The organism is Streptomyces sp. NBC_01198 (genome assembly GCF_036010485.1).
In the GTDB taxonomy this organism is placed as follows: domain Bacteria; phylum Actinomycetota; class Actinomycetes; order Streptomycetales; family Streptomycetaceae; genus Actinacidiphila.
Genome location: NZ_CP108568.1, coordinates 6,755,767 through 6,774,808 on the forward strand (window position 1 = coordinate 6,755,767; position 19,042 = coordinate 6,774,808).

General features: G+C 73.4%; 17 protein-coding genes and 1 pseudogene. 16 read left to right on the top strand and 2 right to left on the bottom strand.

Annotated elements, in window-relative coordinates:
- Nucleotides 1–6: 6 nt before the first annotated feature.
- A complete protein-coding gene (locus OG702_RS30090; protein WP_327292083.1) occupies nucleotides 7–801 on the bottom strand; it encodes a DUF2470 domain-containing protein in 795 nt (264 codons plus the stop codon).
- Between the two features lie 55 nt (nucleotides 802–856).
- On the opposite strand from OG702_RS30090, the gene rpsD reads away from it, so the two are divergent.
- Nucleotides 857–1,471, top strand: a complete 615-nt coding sequence (gene rpsD, locus OG702_RS30095; RefSeq protein ID WP_327292084.1) for a 30S ribosomal protein S4 — start codon at nucleotides 857–859, stop codon at nucleotides 1,469–1,471.
- 30 nt (nucleotides 1,472–1,501) lie between these two features.
- On the opposite strand, the gene OG702_RS30100 is transcribed toward rpsD, so the two are convergent.
- Nucleotides 1,502–3,655, bottom strand: coding sequence for an ATP-binding protein (locus OG702_RS30100; RefSeq protein WP_327292085.1), 2,154 nt, complete (start codon nucleotides 3,653–3,655; stop codon nucleotides 1,502–1,504).
- Nucleotides 3,656–3,821: 166 nt separating this feature from the next.
- Between OG702_RS30100 and OG702_RS30105 the strand changes: the two genes are divergently transcribed.
- From OG702_RS30105 to OG702_RS30175, 15 genes and pseudogenes are all read left to right on the top strand, one after another.
- Nucleotides 3,822–4,256, top strand: coding sequence for a DUF948 domain-containing protein (locus OG702_RS30105; protein WP_327292086.1), 435 nt, complete (start codon nucleotides 3,822–3,824; stop codon nucleotides 4,254–4,256).
- Nucleotides 4,257–4,262: 6 nt separating this feature from the next.
- Complete coding sequence (locus OG702_RS30110; protein WP_327292087.1) at nucleotides 4,263–4,592, top strand: DUF6167 family protein; 330 nt, start codon at nucleotides 4,263–4,265, stop codon at nucleotides 4,590–4,592.
- Entirely contained in the window at nucleotides 4,592–7,261 is a 2,670-nt protein-coding gene (gene alaS / locus OG702_RS30115; protein WP_327292088.1) for an alanine--tRNA ligase, read from the top strand. Before OG702_RS30110 ends, alaS begins: the two co-directional genes overlap by 1 nt.
- Before the next feature lies 1 nt (nucleotide 7,262).
- Nucleotides 7,263–7,775, top strand: coding sequence for a Holliday junction resolvase RuvX (gene ruvX / locus OG702_RS30120; RefSeq protein ID WP_327292090.1), 513 nt, complete (start codon nucleotides 7,263–7,265; stop codon nucleotides 7,773–7,775).
- 101 nt (nucleotides 7,776–7,876) lie between these two features.
- Nucleotides 7,877–9,850 (top strand): endolytic transglycosylase MltG, encoded by a 1,974-nt coding sequence (gene mltG, locus OG702_RS30125; RefSeq protein ID WP_327292091.1) that lies wholly within the window; start codon nucleotides 7,877–7,879, stop codon nucleotides 9,848–9,850.
- Nucleotides 9,847–10,677: a shikimate dehydrogenase gene (locus OG702_RS30130; RefSeq protein ID WP_327292092.1), complete on the top strand. Its 831-nt coding sequence runs from the start codon at nucleotides 9,847–9,849 to the stop codon at nucleotides 10,675–10,677. The genes mltG and OG702_RS30130 overlap by 4 nt, the downstream gene beginning before the upstream one ends.
- Nucleotides 10,678–10,788: 111 nt before the next feature.
- Nucleotides 10,789–11,973 carry a chorismate synthase gene (gene aroC / locus OG702_RS30135; RefSeq protein ID WP_327292093.1) on the top strand — a complete coding sequence of 395 codons (1,185 nt, stop codon included), beginning with the start codon at nucleotides 10,789–10,791 and terminating at the stop codon, nucleotides 11,971–11,973.
- The gene (locus tag OG702_RS30140) at nucleotides 11,970–12,497 is read left to right on the top strand and encodes a shikimate kinase (protein ID WP_327292094.1); all 528 of its coding nucleotides are present in this window, start codon (nucleotides 11,970–11,972) and stop codon (nucleotides 12,495–12,497) included. The genes aroC and OG702_RS30140 overlap by 4 nt, the downstream gene beginning before the upstream one ends.
- Complete coding sequence (gene aroB, locus OG702_RS30145) at nucleotides 12,494–13,600, top strand: 3-dehydroquinate synthase (protein WP_327292095.1); 1,107 nt, start codon at nucleotides 12,494–12,496, stop codon at nucleotides 13,598–13,600. Before OG702_RS30140 ends, aroB begins: the two co-directional genes overlap by 4 nt.
- Nucleotides 13,597–14,037 (top strand): type II 3-dehydroquinate dehydratase, encoded by a 441-nt coding sequence (aroQ, locus tag OG702_RS30150; RefSeq protein ID WP_327292096.1) that lies wholly within the window; start codon nucleotides 13,597–13,599, stop codon nucleotides 14,035–14,037. The genes aroB and aroQ overlap by 4 nt, the downstream gene beginning before the upstream one ends.
- Nucleotides 13,982–14,848 (top strand): annotated as a pseudogene (locus OG702_RS30155) (AAA family ATPase); the annotation flags it as partial. The gene aroQ and the pseudogene OG702_RS30155, both read left to right, overlap by 56 nt.
- A gap of 222 nt (nucleotides 14,849–15,070) precedes the next feature.
- The gene (locus OG702_RS30160; protein ID WP_327292098.1) at nucleotides 15,071–16,177 is read left to right on the top strand and encodes a M24 family metallopeptidase; all 1,107 of its coding nucleotides are present in this window, start codon (nucleotides 15,071–15,073) and stop codon (nucleotides 16,175–16,177) included.
- 55 nt (nucleotides 16,178–16,232) lie between these two features.
- Nucleotides 16,233–16,799: an elongation factor P gene (gene efp / locus OG702_RS30165; protein WP_251490973.1), complete on the top strand. Its 567-nt coding sequence runs from the start codon at nucleotides 16,233–16,235 to the stop codon at nucleotides 16,797–16,799.
- Nucleotides 16,800–16,801: 2 nt separating this feature from the next.
- Nucleotides 16,802–17,227: a transcription antitermination factor NusB gene (gene nusB, locus OG702_RS30170; protein ID WP_327292099.1), complete on the top strand. Its 426-nt coding sequence runs from the start codon at nucleotides 16,802–16,804 to the stop codon at nucleotides 17,225–17,227.
- Nucleotides 17,228–17,339: 112 nt separating this feature from the next.
- A complete protein-coding gene (locus OG702_RS30175) occupies nucleotides 17,340–18,791 on the top strand; it encodes a pyridoxal phosphate-dependent decarboxylase family protein (protein ID WP_327292100.1) in 1,452 nt (483 codons plus the stop codon).
- Nucleotides 18,792–19,042: the final 251 nt, after the last annotated feature.

The window sequence follows — 19,042 nt, forward strand, 5'->3', positions numbered from 1 at the left end:
GCCGGCTCAGTCCTGGCCGGCCGCCGCGAAGAGGTCGCGCATCGCGCGCTGGGCGCCTTCGAGACCGTCGACGGGGGCGGGGAAGTCGAAGCGCGCGTCGAAGGCGCCGTCCTCGCCGCGGAAGCGCACCCGCAGGCCGAAGCGGTCCAGCGCGACCGGCACCGCCCCGGTGGTGCAGCGGCCCGCGCCGGACACCAGGGTGCACAGTGTTCCCACCTCGTCGGCGTGCGCGGCCGCCAGGTGCTGCAGGATCTCCGTCTCATGCGCCGCCAGCGGGTCCGCGGCGGCGTCCGCGAACTCGTCGGGGTCCACCAGGGCCGCACCCCACAGGTCGTCCAGCGAGATCTCGCCGACCTCCAGGCGCAGCAGTTCGGAACCCGCCTCGAAGGATCCGCCGGGCACCGCCGTCAGCCAGCCGGCCACCGACGCCCTGCCGCGGATCCGCTGCGGCACCGCGACGGGCGCCACATCAGTGATCTCCAGCACAGCGGCCGCCTCGTCGCCGGCCGCCGCGCGCACCGCGCGGACGGCGGGCGAATCGCGCGGGAACAGCAGGAAGACGTCGCCGGCCGGTCCGACCGAGTGACGCAGCGGCACCAGCGGGCCGGTGGGGGCGGGGGCCAGACCGGGAACGACCAGCGCGAGGGACGAGTTACCCTCGACCAGGGTGCGTGCGCGTTCGGCGGCCGAGGGCTGCCGGGGCGCTTCCTCCACTTCGGGACGCGGCTGACCGTGCGGCGACCGCTCCGCCTGCTCCTGCGGGCCGGACACGTCGGGTACGGGGTTCCCGGGTCGAATCATGCGCACTCCTCAGTTAAGGTAAGCCTTACCTAATTTACACGGAGGTTCGACGCACGTGAATCAGTCGCGTCCCAAGGTCAAGAAGTCCAGGGCGCTGGGCATCGCGCTCACCCCGAAGGCGGTCAAGTACTTCGAGGCCCGCCCGTACCCGCCGGGTGAGCACGGCCGTGGTCGCAAGCAGAACAGCGACTACAAGACCCGCCTGCTGGAGAAGCAGCGGCTGCGTGCGCAGTACGACATCAGCGAGCGGCAGATGCTGCGCGCCTACGACCGGGCCAAGAAGGCCGCGGGCCTGCGCACCGGCGAGGCGCTGATCATCGAGCTGGAACGCCGCCTCGACGCCCTCGTGCTGCGCTCCGGCCTGGCCCGCACCATCTACCAGTCCCGGCAGATGGTCGTCCACGGCCACATCGAGGTCAACGGCCGCAAGGTCGACAAGCCCTCCTTCCGGGTCCGCCCCGACGACGTCGTCCAGGTCCGCGAGCGCTCACGGGACAAGACCCCGTTCCTGGTCGCCCGCGAGGGCGGCTGGGCCGGCGACGGCGAGTCGCCGCGCTACCTGCAGGTCAACCTGCAGGCGCTGGCCTTCCGGCTGGACCGCGACCCGAACCGCAAGGAGATCCCGGTGATCTGCGACGAGCAGCTGGTCGTGGAGTTCTACGCCCGCTGAGGCCCCGCTGACCCCGCGCGCACCGCTCCCTCAGCCCGCCGCCTCAGGAGAGGCGGCGGGCTTGTGCGTACGCGCCGCCGGCGCCCGTACCGCGCCGCGCTGCTCGCCGCGCACCGCGGCGCGGGGCCGGTTCAGCGCCCGCCGGGCCGCCGCGTCCAGGCCCAGCCGGCCGCCCTCGCCCAGCGCCGCGGTGTATCCCGCCTCGCCCAGCGCCGCCCGCACCCGCTGCTCGCACACCGCGTGCGGGGCGTTGAAGTACCGCGAGCCGAACAGCCGCAGGCCCACCGACTCCCACAGCCGCCCCGCAGCGCCCTGCAACACCGCCGCCTCGTAAGGGGCGCCCTCGGCCTCGGTGATCAGCGCGAGCAGTTCCAGCGCGAGCACCGCGCCCACCAGGTCGTCGAAGGCGTGGTCGATGGCCAGCGACTCCTCGGTCAGCCGCCTGGCCCGGTCCGGCTCGCCGGCCAGCCAGGCCGCGTACCCCAGCACGTACAGCGCGTACGCCAGCGTCCAGCGCTCCCCGTGGTCCCGGCAGATGTCCCTGACCTCCTCGGCCAGCCGCACCGCCTGGTCCAGATCGCCCTGGAAGGCAACCGACATGGCCAACTCCACCTGCGCCATCAGCACGTTGCTGTTCAGCTCGCCGATCGAGCGGTAGCGCAGCAGCGCGTCGTCGATGAACCGCTCGGCGCGCGGCATGTCGTCCGAGACCAGCGCCAGGCAGCCGAGACGGTGCAGCGCGTAGGCCTCCGCCACCGCGTTGCCCGCCGCCCGCGCCTCGTCGCGGCACTCCTGGAGCACCGCGAGCGCCGCCGCCGAGTCACCCTGGAGCAGCGCCACATAGCCGTACACCCACATCACCTTGGCGCGGGCCTCCGAGGGCTCGGCGGGGAGTTCCAGGGCCCGGCCCAGCCAGTGCCTGCCCTCCGCGAGCCGCCCGCAGCCCACCCAGCAGAACCACAGCGTGCCCGCCAGGTACTGGCCGACCGCCGGGTCCTCCGCGGGCTCGCCCGGCACCCCGTCCAGGCTGAACTCCAGCGCCAGCCGCAGGTTCGGCAGGTCCGCGGCGACCCGCGCGGCGACCTCCGCCTGCCGCGGGCTGAACCAGTCCAGCTCGCACCAGGTGGCGACGCCCAGATACCAGTCCCGGTGCCTGCGCCGGACCCTGGCCTCCTCGCCCAGCGCCGCCAGCCAGCCGGCGCCGTACTCGCGGACGCTGGCCAGCATCCGGTAGCGCACCGGCCCGTCCCCGCCGCCCTCCTGCCGGCTCAGCACCGACTGGTCGACCAGCGCGGCGACCGCCTCCACAACCTCGTCCTCGGCCAGGCCGCTGCCCGCGCACACGTACTCGACCGCCTCCAGGTCGAACCGCCCGGCGAAGACCGACAGCCGCGCCCACAGCAGCCGCTCGGCCGGCCCGCACAGCTCGTGGCTCCAGCCGATCGCGGTACGCAGCGCCCGGTGCCGCACCGGCGCGCTCGGGTCGCCGCCGGTCAGCAGCCGGAACCGGTCGTCGAGCCGTTCGAGCACCTGCTCCACCGACAGGGCGCGCAGCCGCACCGCGGCCAGCTCCAGTGCCAGCGGCAGACCGTCAAGCCGGGTGCACAGCTCGGCCACCGCCGCGGAGTTCGCCGCCGTCACGGCGAAACCGGGCAGCACCGCGGCGGCCCGCTCGCTGAACAGCTGCACCCCCTCGGAGTCGGCGGGCAGCGGCTCCAGCGGCAGCAGCCGCTCACCGGTGATGCCCAGCGGCCGCCGGCCCACCGCGAGCACCCGCAGCCCCGGCGCCCGGCGCAGCAGATCGGCGACCAGCCCCGCGCACTGCTCCGCGAGACCGTCGAACCCGTCGAGCACCAGCAGCAGTTCGCGGTCGGCCAGATGCTCGACCAGCGCCTGGCGCGGCACCCTGGTGGTGTGGTCGGGCAGCCGCAGCGCCTCGGCGACGGTGTGGTCCACCAACTCGGCGCCGTGCAGACCGATCAGCTCGACGAGCCAGACACCGTCGCAAAAACGGTCCTGCAACAGCCGGGCCGTGCGCAGTGCGAGCCGGGTCTTGCCCACGCCGCCCGCGCCGGTGACCGTCGCCAGCCGCGAACCGGTCACCATCAGTGCCAGCCGGTCGAGTTCCGACACCCTGCCGACAAAACCGGTCAGCTCGGACGGGAGGTTACCCGCAGTCTCCATGGTGCACGGAGCGTACTTGACCGCTAGCGCTACGTACAGCGGGCCGCCGGCCCCCGGGGCCCCTCGCGCGGGACGCGCGCCGCCCGGGAAAGCGGTACGGCGCCGAGCGCGGGGCGCGATAAGGTCGGAAGACAACCGACCTGGCGACGAGAGGGAGCGCGGCAAGGTGTCCGGTGGAGAAGTGGCCGGCGTGGCCGGCCTCGTCGTCGCGGTGTTCTGGGCGATCCTCGTGTCGTTCCTCGCCGTCGTGCTCGCGCGCCTGGCAGGCACCCTGCGGCGCACCACGGAGCTGGTCGCCGGCATCACCGAGCAGGCCGTGCCGCTGCTCGGCGAGGCCACCGACGCGCTGCGCTCCGCGCACACCCAGCTCGACCGGGTCGACACGATCACCGCGGACATGGCAGAGGTGACCGCCAACGCCTCCGCGCTGTCCTCCACCGTCGCCAGCACCTTCGGCGGCCCGCTGGTGAAGGTCGCCGCCTTCGGCTACGGCGTGCGGCGCGCGATCGGGCTGCAGGCCGGCGGCGCCGGCAAGGTGCTGCCCGGGCCGGCGCCCGCCACCCGGCGCGGCGGCCGCCGCCGCAACCGCTCGAAGGACTGAGGCCTCATGTTCCGCCGTATGTTCTGGTTCCTGACCGGTGCCGCCACCGGAGTCTGGGCGACCACCAAGGTCAACCGCGCGCTGCGCCGGCTCAGCCCGGAGAGCCTGGCCGCGACCGCGGCGGACCGGGCGCTGGAGACCGGCGCGCGGCTGCGGACCTTCGCCCACGACGTGAAGGCCGGCATGGCACAGCGCGAAGGGGAACTGCACGACGCCCTCGGGCTGACCGGCGCGGACGACACCCGCCGCGCCGCCCCGCTGGAACTGGACACCGACCTCCCGGCACCGCGCCGGGGCATTGCGTACAACGCGTACGACCGGAAGGACGAACACTGATGGAGTCGGCAGAAATCCGCCGCCGCTGGCTGCGCTTCTTCGAGGAGCGCGGGCACACCGTTGTGCCGTCGGCGTCCCTCATCGCCGACGACCCCACGCTGCTGCTGGTCCCGGCGGGCATGGTGCCCTTCAAGCCGTACTTCCTCGGCGAGGTCAAGCCGCCCTTCGCCCGCGCCACCAGCGTCCAGAAGTGCGTCCGCACCCCGGACATCGAAGAGGTCGGCAAGACCACCAGGCACGGCACGTTCTTCCAGATGTGCGGCAACTTCTCCTTCGGCGACTACTTCAAGGAAGGCGCCATCCGCTACGCCTGGGAGCTGCTCACCACGCCCCAGGACCAGGGCGGTTACGGCCTGGAGCCGGAGAAGCTCTGGATCACCGTCTACGAGCAGGACGACGAGGCCGAGCAGATCTGGCGCGACGTCATCGGCGTGCCCGCCGAGCGCATCCAGCGGCTCGGCATGGGCCCCAACTTCTGGTCCATGGGCGTCCCCGGCCCCTGCGGCCCCTGCTCCGAGATCAACTACGACCGCGGCCCCGAGTTCGGCGCCGAGGGCGGCCCGGCCGTCAACGACGAGCGCTACGTGGAGATCTGGAACCTGGTCTTCATGCAGTACGAGCGCGGCGCGGGCGAGGGCAAGGAGGACTTCCCGATCCTCGGCGACCTGCCCGCCAAGAACATCGACACCGGCCTCGGCCTCGAACGCCTCGCGATGATCCTGCAGGGCGTGCAGAACATGTACGAGACCGACACCCTGCGGGTGGTGATCGACAAGGCCACCGAGCTGACCGGCGTCCGCTACGGGCACTCCCACGACACCGACGTGGCCCTGCGGGTCGTCGCCGACCACATGCGCACCTCCATGATGCTGATCGGCGACGGCGTCACCCCCGGCAACGAGGGCCGCGGCTACGTGCTGCGCCGGATCATGCGCCGCGCCATCCGCAACATGCGGCTGCTCGGCGCCCACGACCCGGTCGCCGCCGACCTGATCGACGTGGTGCTCACGTCGATGGGCGAGCAGTACCCGGAGCTGCTCACCGACCGCAAGCGGATCGAGACCGTCGCCCTCGCCGAGGAGGCCGCCTTCCTGAAGACGCTCAGGGCCGGCACCAACATCCTCGACACCGCCGTCACCGAGACCAAGCAGGCCGGCGGCAGCGTGCTGTCCGGCGACCAGGCCTTCCTGCTGCACGACACCTGGGGCTTCCCGATCGACCTCACCCTGGAGATGGCCTCCGAGCAGGGCCTGTCGGTGGACGAGGACGGCTTCCGCCGGCTGATGAAGGAGCAGCGCGACCGCGCCAAGGCCGACGCCCGCGCCAAGAAGACCGGCCACGCCGACCTGTCCGCCTACCGCGAGGTCGCCGACCGCTCCGGCGGCACGCTCTTCACCGGCTACACCGACGACCAGAACGAGGCCACCGTCGTCGGCCTGCTGGTCGACGGCCTGTCATCGCCGGCCGCCACCGAGGGCGACGAGGTCGAGGTCGTGCTCGACCGCACCCCGTTCTACGCCGAGGGCGGCGGCCAGCTCGCCGACACCGGCCGGATCCGGGTCGAGGGCGGCGCCGTCGTCGAGGTCCGCGACGTCCAGCAGCCGGTGCCCGGGGTCAGCGTCCACAAGGGCGTCGTCCAGGTCGGCGAGATCACCGTGGGCGCCACCGCGCTCGCCCAGATCGACCTCGTACGCCGCCGCGCCATCGCCCGCGCCCACAGCGCCACCCACCTCACCCACCAGGCGCTGCGCGACGCCCTCGGCCCGACCGCCGCCCAGGCCGGCTCGGAGAACTCCCCGGGCCGCTTCCGCTTCGACTTCGGCTCGCCGACCGCCGTGCCCGGCACGGTGCTGACCGACGTCGAGCAGAAGATCAACGAGGTGCTGGCCCGCGAACTGGACGTCACCGCCGAGGTGCTGCCGATCGCCGAGGCCAAACGGCAGGGCGCCATCGCCGAGTTCGGCGAGAAGTACGGCGAGCACGTCCGGGTGGTCACCATCGGCGACTTCTCCAAGGAGCTGTGCGGCGGCACCCACGTGCACAACACCGCGCAGCTCGGCCTGGTCAAGCTGCTCGGCGAGTCCTCGATCGGCTCAGGAGTGCGCCGGGTCGAGGCCCTGGTCGGCGTGGACGCCTACAACTTCCTGGCCCGCGAGCACACCGTCGTCGCCCGGCTGACCGAACTGGTCAAGGGCCGGCCCGACGAGCTGCCGGAGAAGATCTCCGGCATGCTCGCCAAGCTCAAGGACGCCGAGAAGGAGATCGAGCGCTTCCGCGCCGAGAAGGTGCTGCAGGCCGCCGCCGGGCTGGCCGAGACCGCCCAGGACATCAAGGGCGTCGCCCTGGTCACCGGTTCGGTGCCCGACGGCACCGGCGCCGACGACCTGCGCCGGCTGGTGCTCGACGTCCGGCAGCGGGTCACCGGCGGGCGGCCGGCCGTCGTGGCGCTGTTCACGGTGGCGGGCGGCCGTCCGCTGACCGTGGTCGCCACCAACGAGGCCGCCCGCGAGCGCGGCATCAAGGCCGGCGAGCTGGTCCGCACCGCAGCCAAGGCGCTCGGCGGCGGCGGTGGCGGCAAGGACGACGTCGCCCAGGGCGGCGGGCAGAATCCGGCCGCGGTCCAGGAAGCCGTCGAGGCCGTGCAGCGGCTCGTCACCGGGAAGGCCTGACGTGCCCGACACGCCGGAAGGCGACGGCGCCGGGTCCGTCCGCCCCGCCATACGGCGGGGCCGGCGGCTCGGCGTCGACGTCGGGGACGCCAGGATCGGGGTCGCCTCCTGCGACCCCGACGGCATCCTGGCGACCCCGGTCGAGACGGTGCCGGGCCGCGACGTCCCCGCGGCCCTGCGCAGGCTCGCCGAGATCGTCACCGAGTACGAGCCGATCGAGGTCGTCGTGGGACTGCCGCGGTCGCTCAACGGCTCGGAGGGACCGGCCGCGGCCAAGGTGCGGACCTTCGCGCAGGGTGTGGCGAAAATCATCACGCCGGTGCCGGTGCGCCTGGTGGACGAGCGGATGACCACCGTGACGGCCGCACAGGGGCTGCGCGCTTCCGGCGTGAACGCGAAGAAGGGACGCTCCGTGGTCGACCAGGCAGCGGCCGTCATCATCCTGCAGAGCGCGCTGGAGACCGAACGGGTGTCGGGTAGAGCTCCCGGAGAGAGCGTCCAATCCTCTATCTGATCGCGATACGGTAACGTTCCGCGCGGCACGGCGGCGCCTCCTGGCGCCGCCCGTTTCGCAAGGTCGGCAGACCCGATGCCGACCGCGTAGCAAGGGGACCGATGACTGACTATGGCCGGGGCTCCGGCTCCGAACCGTGGCACCCGGACGACCCGCTGTTCGGCGACGCCTACGACCGGGGTCAGGGCTACCAGCAGCCGCAGCAGCAGCAGCCTCCGCCGCCGCAGGGAGGCGAGTGGCAGGACCCGTACGCCACCGGTCAGCATCAGCAGCAGTACCCCCAGCAGGGCACCGGCCAGTACCCCCAGCAGCACCAGCAGCAGTATCCGCAGCAGCAGTACCCGGCGCAGCAACCGCAGCAGGGCACGGGGCAGTACCCGCAGCAGCAGTACCCGCAGCAGGGCGGCTACGGCTACGATCCCGGCGCCCAGCAGCCCTACGACAACGGCGCGCACGGCACGTACGACACCGGCTCGCACTCCACCGGCGGCTACGGCAACGACACCGGCTCGCACTCCACCGGCGGCTACGGCAACGACACCGGCTCGCACTCCACCGGCGGCTACGGCAACGACACCGGCTCGCACTCCACCGGCGGCTACGGCAACCAGGACCCCTACGCCGGCCAGCAGCAGCCCGACTACTACGGCCAGGGCGGCGGCTACCAGCAGCAGCCCCAGCAGCCGCAGCAGTACCGCCAGCAGCCGGTCGGCCCCGGGATGCAGCAGCCGCAGCAGCCCGGTGGCCCGGGCATGCAGCAGCCGCAGCAAGGCGGCCAGCCCGGCCAGCCCGGCAGGCCCGCGCCCGGTCAGGGGCGACTCCAGCAGCCCGCCCCCGGCGCCCGCCCGCAGGAGCCCGGCGTCAGGCCGCTGCGGACCGCCCCGGCCGAGACCGGCGAGTGGGACCCGGAGGGCGAGGCCGACCCGCGCGAGCACGCCTTCTTCTCCGGCCACGACGACGACGATGACGACGACGTCCCGGCCACCGGCGAGGCCGGCGGGCGGCGGGCCGGCCGCAACCAGCCCAAGGGCGGCAAGAAGCGGCGCAGTGGCTGCGCCTGCCTGACCGTGCTGCTGGTGCTCGGCGGCGGTCTCAGCGGCGCCGTCTACTACGGCTACGGCGTCTATCAGGACCACTTCGGACCGGCCCCCGACTACTCGGGCGAAGGCACCGGCTCGGTCCAGGTCGACGTCCCCAAGGGCGCGACCCTGGTGATCATGGGCAACCTGCTGAAGAACGCCGGCGTGGTCAAGAGCGTCGACGCCTTCACCGCCGCGGCCCGCAACAACCCCAAAGGCCAGAGCATCCAGGCCGGCGTCTACTCGCTGAAGAAGAACATGTCCGCCAAGTCGGCCGTCGTGATGATGCTCGACCCGAAGTCGCAGAGCGCCATGATCATCCCCGAGGGGTGGCGGGCGACCCGGATATACGCCGCGATCGACTCCAAGCTCGGCCTGAAGACGGGCACCACCGCCGCCCAGGTCAAGGGGGTCAACCTCGGCCTGCCCGCGTGGGCGAAGGGAAACCTGGAGGGCTTCCTCTTTCCCGCCAAGTACAGCGTGGGCAAGAGCATGAAGCCGGTCGACATCGTCAAGCAGATGGTCAACCAGGCCCAGGCCGAGTACACCAGGGACGGCATCGAGGCCGCCGCGTCGAAGGCGGGCAGGACGCCCCTGGAGATCGTCGAGATCGCCAGCCTCATCCAGGCCGAGGCACAGGAGGCCGACGACTTCGGCAAGGTCTCCCGGGTCATCTACAACCGGCTCGACCAGGGCATGAAGCTCCAGTTCGACTCGACCATCAACTACGCGATGGGCCGCTCGACCCTCACCACCAGCAACAGCGACATCCACTACAAGTCGCCGTACAACACCTACGACAACAAGGGGCTGCCGCCCGGCCCGATCGACAGCCCCGGGCACCAGGCCGTCGAGGCGGCGCTCAACCCGACGAGCGGCAACTGGCTGTACTTCGTGACGGTCAAGCCCGGTGACACCCGCTTCACGAACAACTTCGCGACGCACCAGAAGAACGTGCAGGACTTCAACGACTACCAGAAGGAGCACGGCGGGTGACGGTGGTCCGCCGCGCCGCCGTCCTCGGCTCGCCCATCGCGCACTCGCTCTCCCCGGTGCTGCACCGGGCCGCGTACGCCGCGATGGGCCTGGACGGCTGGCACTACGACCGCTTCGAGGTCGACGAGGCCGCGCTGCCCGGCTTCCTGGCCGGGCTCGACCCGGCCGGGTGGGCCGGCCTGTCGCTGACGATGCCGCTCAAGCGGGCGGTGATCCCGCTGCTCGACACCGTCAGCGACACCGCGGCCGCCGTGGAGGCCGTGAACACCGTGGTGTTCGCCGCGGACGGCCGCCGGGCCGGCGACAACACCGACATCCCCGGCATGCTCGCGGCCCTGCGGGAGCGCGGCATCACCACGGTGCCCTCCGCCGCGGTGCTTGGCGCCGGCGCCACCGCCTCCTCCGCGCTGGCCGCGCTGGCCAGGATCTGCACCGGCGAGGTGACGGCGTACGTCCGCGGTCCGGCGCGCGCCGCCGAGATGCGGCAGTGGGGGACGCGCCTCGGCGTCACCGTACGCGCCGCCGACTGGGCCGACGCCGCCAAGGCGCTGGCCGAGCCGCTGGTCGTCGCCACCACCCCGGCCGGCGCCACCGACCACCTGGCCGCCGCCGTACCCGACCACCCCGGCGCCCTCTTCGACGTGCTCTACCACCCCTGGCCGACCCCGCTGGCCGCCGCCTGGTCCGGCCGGGGCGCCCCGGTGGTCAGCGGCCTCGACCTGCTGGTCCACCAGGCCGTCCTGCAGGTCGAACAGCACACCGGACGCGACGGCGTACCGCTGGCCGCGATGCGCTCTGCGGGCGAGGCGGCCCTCGGCGCGCACTGAGCCGCGGCCCGCCGCGGACCCGTCCCGCACCCTGGACGCCGGTCCTGGCGGGACGGCGAAACGTGGGAGGATCGGGGCGAGAGACGGCTGGGCGTTTTCGAGGGAGCACCGTTGAGCAGGTTGCGCTGGCTGACCGCGGGGGAGTCGCACGGACCCGCACTCGTGGCGACGCTGGAGGGGCTGCCCTCCGGGATTCCCGTCACCACCGACCTGGTGGCCGACGCGCTCGCCCGCCGCCGGCTCGGCTACGGACGCGGCGCCCGGATGAAGTTCGAGCGCGACGAGGTCACCTTCCTCGGCGGCGTACGCCACGGCCTGACCATGGGCAGCCCGGTGGCGGTGATGGTCGGCAACACCGAGTGGCCCAAGTGGGAACAGGTGATGGCCGCCGACCCGGTCGACCCCGAGATCCTCGCCGGCCTCGCCCGCAACGCGCCGCTGACCCGACCGCGCCCCGGGCACGCCGACCTGGCCGGCATGCAGAAGTACGACCTGGACGAGGCCCGCCCGGTGCTGGAGCGGGCCAGCGCCCGCGAGACCGCCGCCCGGGTCGCGCTCGGCGCCGTCGCCCGCTCCTACCTCAAGGAGACCGCGGGCATCGAGATCGTCTCCCACGTGGTGGAACTGGCCGGCGCCAAGGCGCCCTACGGCGTGCTGCCGGTGCCCGCCGACCAGGCCAGGCTCGACGCCGACCCGGTGCGCTGCCTCGACGCCGACGCCAGCGAGGCGATGGTCGCCGAGATCGACCAGGCCCACAAGGACGGCGACACCCTCGGCGGGGTCGTCGAAGTCCTCGCCTACGGCGTGCCGGTCGGCCTCGGCTCGCACGTCCACTGGGACCGCAGGCTCGACTCCCGGCTGGCCGGGGCGCTGATGGGCATCCAGGCGATCAAGGGCGTCGAGGTCGGCGACGGCTTCGGCCTCGCCCGAGTCCCCGGCTCCCAGGCGCACGACGAGATCCTGCCGGGACCCGACGGTGTCCGCCGCGCCACCGGGCGCTCCGGCGGCACCGAGGGCGGCATGAGCACCGGCGAACTGCTCAGGGTCCGCGCCGCGATGAAGCCCATCGCGACCGTCCCGCGCGCGCTGGCCACCATCGACGTCGTCACCGGCGAGGCCGCGCAGGCCCACCACCAGCGCTCCGACGTCTGCGCGGTGCCCGCCGCCGGCATCGTCGCCGAGGCGATGGTCGCCCTGGTGCTCGCCGACGCGGTGGCCGAGAAGTTCGGCGGCGACTCCGTCGCGCAGACCCGGCGCAGCATCGAGAGCTACCTCGACCACCTGGTCGTCCGGTGAACGCCCCGGCCGGCCCCCCCGCGGTCGTCCTCGTCGGCCCGCCCGGAGCGGGCAAGACCACCGTCGGCCGGATCCTCGCCGACCGGCTCGGCGTCGGCTACCGCGACACCGACGCCGACATCGAGGCCACCGCGGGCTGCCCGATCCCGGAGATCTTCATCGACCAGGGCGAAGCGCACTTCCGCGACCTGGAACGTACCGCCGTGCGCGAGGCGCTGGCCGGCCACGACGGGGTGCTGTCGCTGGGCGGCGGCGCGATCATGGACGGCGGCACCCGGGCGCTGCTCGCCGGACTGCCGGTGGTCTTCCTCGACGTCGGCCTGCACGCCGCCGTCCACCGGGTCGGCCTCGACGCCCCCCGCCCGCTGCTCGCGGTCAACCCGCGGCAGAGCTGGCGCGAGCTGATGGAACGGCGCCGCCCGCTCTACACCGAGGTCGCCAGGGCCGTGGTCGGCACCGACGACGGCACCCCCGAGGACGTGGCCGAAGCCGTCCTCGACGCACTCCAGTTGAAGGACGCATGAGCGAGAACCACCCCCTGATCGACCCCCCCGTCCGGATCTCCGTCGCCGGGACCGCGGGCACGCACGCGTACGACGTGCTCATCGGCCGCCAGCTGCTCGGCGAGCTGCCCGGGCTGATCGGCCCGGCCAGGCGGGTGGCCGTGCTGCACCCCGAGGCGCTGGCCGGCACGGGTGAGGCGGTACGCGAGGACCTCGCCGAGCAGGGCTTCGAGGCCATCGCGATCCAGCTGCCCAACGCCGAGGAGGCCAAGACCGCCGAGGTCGCCGCCTACTGCTGGAAGGCACTCGGCCAGTCCGGCTTCACCCGCACCGACGTCATCGTCGGCGTCGGCGGCGGCGCCACCACCGACCTGGCCGGCTTCGTCGCCGCGACCTGGCTGCGCGGGGTGCGCTGGATCGCCGTCCCCACCACCGTGCTCGGCATGGTCGACGCGGCCGTCGGCGGCAAGACCGGCATCAACACCGCCGAGGGCAAGAACCTGGTCGGCGCCTTCCACCCGCCCGCCGGCGTGCTCTGCGACCTGGCCGCACTCGACTCGCTCGGCGAGCACGACTACGTCAGCGGGCTCGCCGAGATCATCAAGGCCGGCTTCATCGCCGACCCGGCGATCCTCGACCTGATCGAGGCCGACCCGCAGGCCGCCCGCAGCCCGCGGTACGCGCACACCGCCGAGCTGGTCGAGCGCGCGATCCGGGTCAAGGCCGAGGTCGTCTCCGGCGACCTCAAGGAGTCCGGGCCGCGGGAAGTCCTCAACTACGGCCACACGCTCGCGCACGCCATCGAGAAGAACGAGCGCTACAACTGGCGGCACGGCGCCGCCGTCTCCGTCGGCATGGTCTTCGCCGCGGAGCTCGGCCGGCTCGCCGGCCGGCTGGACGACGCCACCGCCGACCGGCACCGCGCCGTCCTCGGCGCGGTCGGCCTGCCGCTGACCTACCGCGGCGACCAGTGGCCCCGGCTGCTGGAGACCATGAAGGTCGACAAGAAGTCCCGCGGCGACCTGCTGCGCTTCATCGTCCTCGACGGCCTGGGCAAGCCCGCCGTCCTGGAGGGCCCCGACCCGGCGGTGCTGCTCGCCGCCTACGGGGAGGTGTCCGGGTGACCCGCCCCGTCCTGGTGCTCAACGGCCCCAACCTCGGCCGCCTCGGCTCCCGCGAGCCCGACGTCTACGGCTCCACGTCCTACGCGGGCCTGGTCGAGGAGTGCCGCAAGGCGGGCGCGGACCTCGGCTTCGACGTGGAGGTCCGCGAGACCAACGACGAGGCCGAGCTCATCGGCTGGCTCCACGAGGCCGCCGACGGCCGCGTTCCCGTGGTCCTCAACCCCGGTGCCTTCACCCACTACTCCTACGGCCTGCGCGACGCGGCGGCGCAGCGCACCGCGCCGCTGATCGAGGTGCACATCTCCAACCCCTACGCCCGCGAGGCCTTCCGGCACACCTCGGTGATCGCGGCGGTGGCCTCGGGCACGATCGCCGGCTTCGGGCTCGGCTCCTACCGGCTCGCCCTCCAGTCGCTGGCGGACGCCGCCCCGGCGTAGCCGGGCACCCGGAGGATTCCCGGGCGTTCAGCAAAGAGCGCCCGGGAACGGTACCGTTCCATGTCAACCCGCGCGGCAGCGCACACCGCACGAGATGGAGTCGGCCGAGATGCAGCACGCTGTGGGGGCGCCGCAGCCCGGCGGAGGGCCGACGCCGCCCGCCGTAAGCGTCACAGGGCAGTTCCCGCTGCCCGCCGCGGCCCCCGTGCACCTGCCGGCCCCCGACGGCAACGGCTCGCTGTCCGGCGGCGCGCACGGCCCGGTGGCCGTCCTGCTGATCGGCGCGGCCGGCGCGGGCAAGACGACGATCGCCCGGCACTGGGCGGACAACCGCGGCGCCCCGACCGCGCACATCAGCCTGGACGACGTACGCGAGTGGGTACGGTCCGGCTTCGCCGACCCGCAGGCCGGCTGGAACGAGCACTCCGAGGCGCAGTACCGCCTCGCCCGCCGCACCTGCGGCTTCGCCGCCCGCAACTTCCTGGCCAACGGGGTGTCCTGCATCATCGACGACGCCGTCTTCCCCGACCGCCCCGCGGTCGGCCTCGGCGGCTGGAAGCGGCACGTCGGCCCCGGCCTGCTCCCGGTGGTCCTGCTCCCCGGCCTCGACATCGTCCTGACCCGCAACGCCGAACGCAGCGGCAACCGGCGTCTGTCCGACGAGGAGGTCGCCCGCATCCACGGCCGCATGGCCGGCTGGTACGGATCCGGCCTCCCGATCATCGACAACTCCCACCTCGACGTGCCGGCCGCCGCCGCAGCCCTCGACCGCGTAGTGGCCCGCAGCATCCAGGGCCCCCCGGTCTGGTAGCCCCCTACGCAAGAGGGCGCCCCACAGGGGCGCGCGCCCAGCCCCCACCGGCCCGTCGTCCGGAGACGACCGCAGCTGCCCCCTCCCGGTGGCGACGCGGTCCCCCGCGCCCGGGGGAAGAGAAGAGAGGGGCCCTCTGGGGCCAAGGTGCCAGGAGGGGCTTGGCAACCCTTCGGGGGGCGAAAACGGGCGGAGGGTGAGTGGGCGCCATAAGCTCACGGCATGGCCGAGGTGCATGCGACCCGCAGGGACCGGCTGCGCGAGCGGTGCGCGGCGGCAGGGCTGGGTGCCGCGCTGGTGACGCGACCGGCGAACGTACGGTATCTGGCCGGCTACGCGCCGCCCGGCTCCGCGCTGCTCGTCGGCCCCGGTCCTGAGGACACCTTGGTGCATCTGCGGCCGCCGCCGGAGGACCAGGCCGCCGCCGACCCCGCCGACCTGCGCTCGACGGTGCTGCCGTCACCGGACGGCGACGCGGCCGTCGCCGCGGCGACCCTGGCCCGGGAGCGCAACGCCGACTCCCTCGCCGTCGAGGAGCACCACCTCACCGTGGCGCGCCACCGCGCCATCGGCTCGGTGGCCGACGCCCTGCCGCTCTCCGACCTCGGCGGAGCCGTCGAGCAGCTGCGCCTGGTCAAGGACGAGCACGAGATCGCCGCCCTGCGGATAGCAGCCGAGATCGCCGACCAGGCACTCGGCGAGCTGCTGGAGTCGATCCTGGTCGGCCGCACCGAGCGGCACCTCGCGCTGGAGTTGGAGCGCCGCCTGGTCGACCACGGCGCCGACAGCGCCGCCTTCCCCACCTCCGTGGGCACCGGCCCGCACTCCGGCACCCCCCGCCACGTGCCGACCGACCGGCGGGTCGAGGAGGGCGACTTCCTGACCGTCCGCCTCGGCGCGTGCTACCGCGGCTACCGGTGTGAGGTGGGCCGTACTTTCGTCATCGGCACGGCTCCGGCGGGCTGGCAGATCGATCTGTACGACCTGGTCTTCAACGCCCAGCGGGCCGGCCGCGAGGCCCTGGCACCGGGTGTGGCCTGCCGTGACGTCGACCGGGCGACCCGCCAGCCACTGCTCGCCGCGGGCCACGGCGGCGGGGTGGCGACGTGGACCGGCCACGGTGTGGGCCTGGAAATCGACGAGGACCCTCAGTTGTCCCCTGCGGCCATGGGTAAACTGGACGCTTGCGTGCCGGTCACCGTCGAGCCGGGGGTCCACCTTCCGGGCCGCGGCGGTGTCCGCATCGACGACACGCTCGTCGTACGCCCCCTGGCGGACGGCGGGCCCGAGCTCCTCACCATCACGACCAAGGAACTCCTCGCCCTGTGACGGGGCGCGGGTCTCCGCGGTCCCCGAAGCAGCACTTTCAGGAGATTCCGCAACCGTGGCCACCACGAACGACCTCAAGAACGGCCTCGTGCTCAAGCTCGACAGCGGCCAGCTCTGGACCGTAGTCGAGTTCCAGCACGTCAAGCCCGGCAAGGGCCCCGCCTTCGTGCGCACCAAGCTGAAGCACGTGCTCTCCGGGAAGGTCGTCGACAAGACCTTCAACGCGGGTGTGAAGGTCGAGACCGCCAACGTCGACAAGCGCGGCATGCAGTTCTCCTACAAGGACGGCAGCGACTTCGTCTTCATGGACACCGAGACCTACGACCAGATCACGGTCACCCCCGAGGTCGTCGGCGACGCCGCCAACTACCTGCTCGAAGGCTTCGAGGCCGTCGTCGCGATGTACGAGGGCTCGCCGCTGTACATCGAGCTGCCCGCCTCCGTCGAGCTGGTCATCGAGTACACCGAGCCCGGCGTGCAGGGCGACCGCTCCACCGGCGGCTCCAAGCCGGCCCGGCTGGAGACCGGCTACGAGATCGGCGTCCCGCTGTTCATCACCACGGGTGAAAAGGTGAAGGTCGACACCCGCACCGGCGACTACCTCGGCCGGGTGAACAGCTAACCGTGGCTGCCCGGAACAAGGCCCGCAAGCGTGCCTTCCAGATCCTCTTCGAGGCGGACCAGCGGGGTGCAGACCCGGTGACCGTCATGGCGGACTGGATCCGGCTCGCCCGGACCGACGACCGGCAGCCGCCGGTCACCGAGTACACGATGCAGCTGGTCGAGGGGTACACGGCGCACGCCGACCCGATCGACGACCTGCTGTCCACGCACGCGGTGGGCTGGACGCTGGACCGTATGCCGGTCGTGGACCGCAACGTGCTGCGCCTCGGCGCGTACGAGCTGATCTGGGAGGACGGCGTCCCCGACGCGGTCGTGCTGGACGAGGCGGTGCAGCTGGCCAAGGAGTTCTCCACCGAGGAGTCCCCGTCGTTCGTCAACGGGCTGCTCGGGCGTCTGATGGAGCTCAAGCCGACCCTGCCGCGCTAGCCCGCGTCTCTGGCCCGCGTACCACCCCTGACCAGGCCCGACAGCAGAAGGTGAACAATATTCTGCTTCGGGCCTGGTGTGTGCCGCGGGTCCTGGCCTAGATTCCTGCCGCATGGACCATGCGGCAGGCGACGACGACACGATCCTGGCCCGGCTCGCCGAGCTGCGGGCGGCCGACCTGCCGGTACGCGGCGGCCGCACCATGGCGTACGTCTACGACTCCGGGCTCGCCGGCCTCGACGAGCTGGCCGCCGCGGCGCAGGCCGCCTTCGCCGGCGTCAACGGCCTGGACATGACCGCCTTCCCCAGCGTCGTCACGCTGGAGAACGACATCGTCGGGCAGGCCGCCCGGCTGCTCGGCGGCGGCCCGGCCACCGCGGGCACCTTCACCAGCGGCGGCACCGAGAGCTGCCTGCTCGCCGTGCTGACCGCCCGCGAGCACGCCGCGAGGACCCGCGGGGTCACCGCCCCGGAGATCGTGCTGCCGCAGACCGCGCACGCCGCCTTCCACAAGGCCGCCGCGCTGTTCGGGCTCGCCACCGTGACCGTCCCCGTCGACCCCGGCACCTTCCGCGTCCGGCCGCAGGACGTCGCCGCCGCCCTCACCCCGCACACCGCCCTGGTCGTGGCCTCCGCGCCCTCGTACGCGCACGGCGTCGTCGACCCGGTGCGGGACGTCGCCGCCGCGGCCGCCGAGCGGGACGTGCTGTGCCACGTCGACGCCTGCATCGGCGGCTGGTACCTGGGACACCGCAGGCTCGCGGACGGCATCGCGCCGCCACCGCCGTTCGACCTGTCCGTGCCGGGCGTCAGCTCCCTGTCGGTCGACCTGCACAAGTACGGCTACACCCCCAAGGGCGCCTCCGTGCTGCTGTTCCGGGACGCGGAACTGCGCCGGCACGGCTGGTTCGCGCACGCCTCCTGGCCCGGCTACCCGGTGGTCAACGCGACGCTGCAGGGCACCAAGTCCGCCGGGCCGCTCGCCGCCGCCTGGGCGGTGCTGCACAAGGTCGGCACCACCGGATACGTCGAGCTGTCCCGGCGGGTCCACGAGGCGACCGGGCGGCTGGTGGACGGCATCGGGCGGATCGACGGCCTGCGGGTGCTCGGCGCCCCCGACGCCTCGCTGGTCGCGGTCGCCGCCGACGAGCCGGGGCTCGACCCCTTCGTCGTCGCCGACGAGATGCGGCTGCGCGGCTGGTATCTCCAGCCGCAGCCCGCCTTCGCCGGGTCACCGGCGAACCTGCACCTGACGGTGACCGCGGCGGTCGCCGACCCGGCCCGGATCGCGGACCTGCTGGCCGAGCTCGCCGCGGCGGTGGACCGGGCCCGCGCCCTCGGCCCGGTCACCGTCGACCCGGGCATCGCGCAGATCGCCGCCGCCCTCGACCCGGCCACCCTCGGCCCGGCCGAGGTCGCGCTCGCCCTGGAGGTCGCCGGCGTCGGCGCGGACGGTTCCCTCCCGCAGCGGATGGCACCGGTGCTCGCCGTACTCCAGGCGCTGCCCGCACCCCTGACGGAACGTCTGCTGCCCGAAGTGATCTCCCGGCTCTACGCGGGCTGAGCCGCACCTGCGGCGAAAACCGGGTGCCCGGCGCGACGGCCGTCGGCTACTCTCCCGGTGGAATCGCGCGCCGACGACACCGTGTGGCGCGCGCGTCGACGAGTGAGGGGAGCCGGCCGTGCGCAACCGCAGCGCTGCCGTCGTCCCCCCGTCACGGCACAAGGTGATTCTGGTGTCTTCGCGCCTCCGGCGCCGGCTGCGCGGCCGGCCCCGGACCCCCTGACGTACCCCCGCCCCTGACCCGCCGGCCC

Coding starts and splice junctions, on each gene's coding strand:
- OG702_RS30090 (WP_327292083.1), bottom strand. CDS start 801: ATGATTCGACCCGGGAACCCCGTACCCGACGTGTCCGGCCCGCAGGAG.
- OG702_RS30100 (WP_327292085.1), bottom strand. CDS start 3,655: ATGGAGACTGCGGGTAACCTCCCGTCCGAGCTGACCGGTTTTGTCGGC.
- OG702_RS30110 (WP_327292087.1), top strand. CDS start 4,263: ATGTTCCGCCGTATGTTCTGGTTCCTGACCGGTGCCGCCACCGGAGTC.
- alaS (WP_327292088.1), top strand. CDS start 4,592: ATGGAGTCGGCAGAAATCCGCCGCCGCTGGCTGCGCTTCTTCGAGGAG.
- mltG (WP_327292091.1), top strand. CDS start 7,877: ATGACTGACTATGGCCGGGGCTCCGGCTCCGAACCGTGGCACCCGGAC.
- aroB (WP_327292095.1), top strand. CDS start 12,494: ATGAGCGAGAACCACCCCCTGATCGACCCCCCCGTCCGGATCTCCGTC.
- OG702_RS30160 (WP_327292098.1), top strand. CDS start 15,071: ATGGCCGAGGTGCATGCGACCCGCAGGGACCGGCTGCGCGAGCGGTGC.
- OG702_RS30175 (WP_327292100.1), top strand. CDS start 17,340: ATGGACCATGCGGCAGGCGACGACGACACGATCCTGGCCCGGCTCGCC.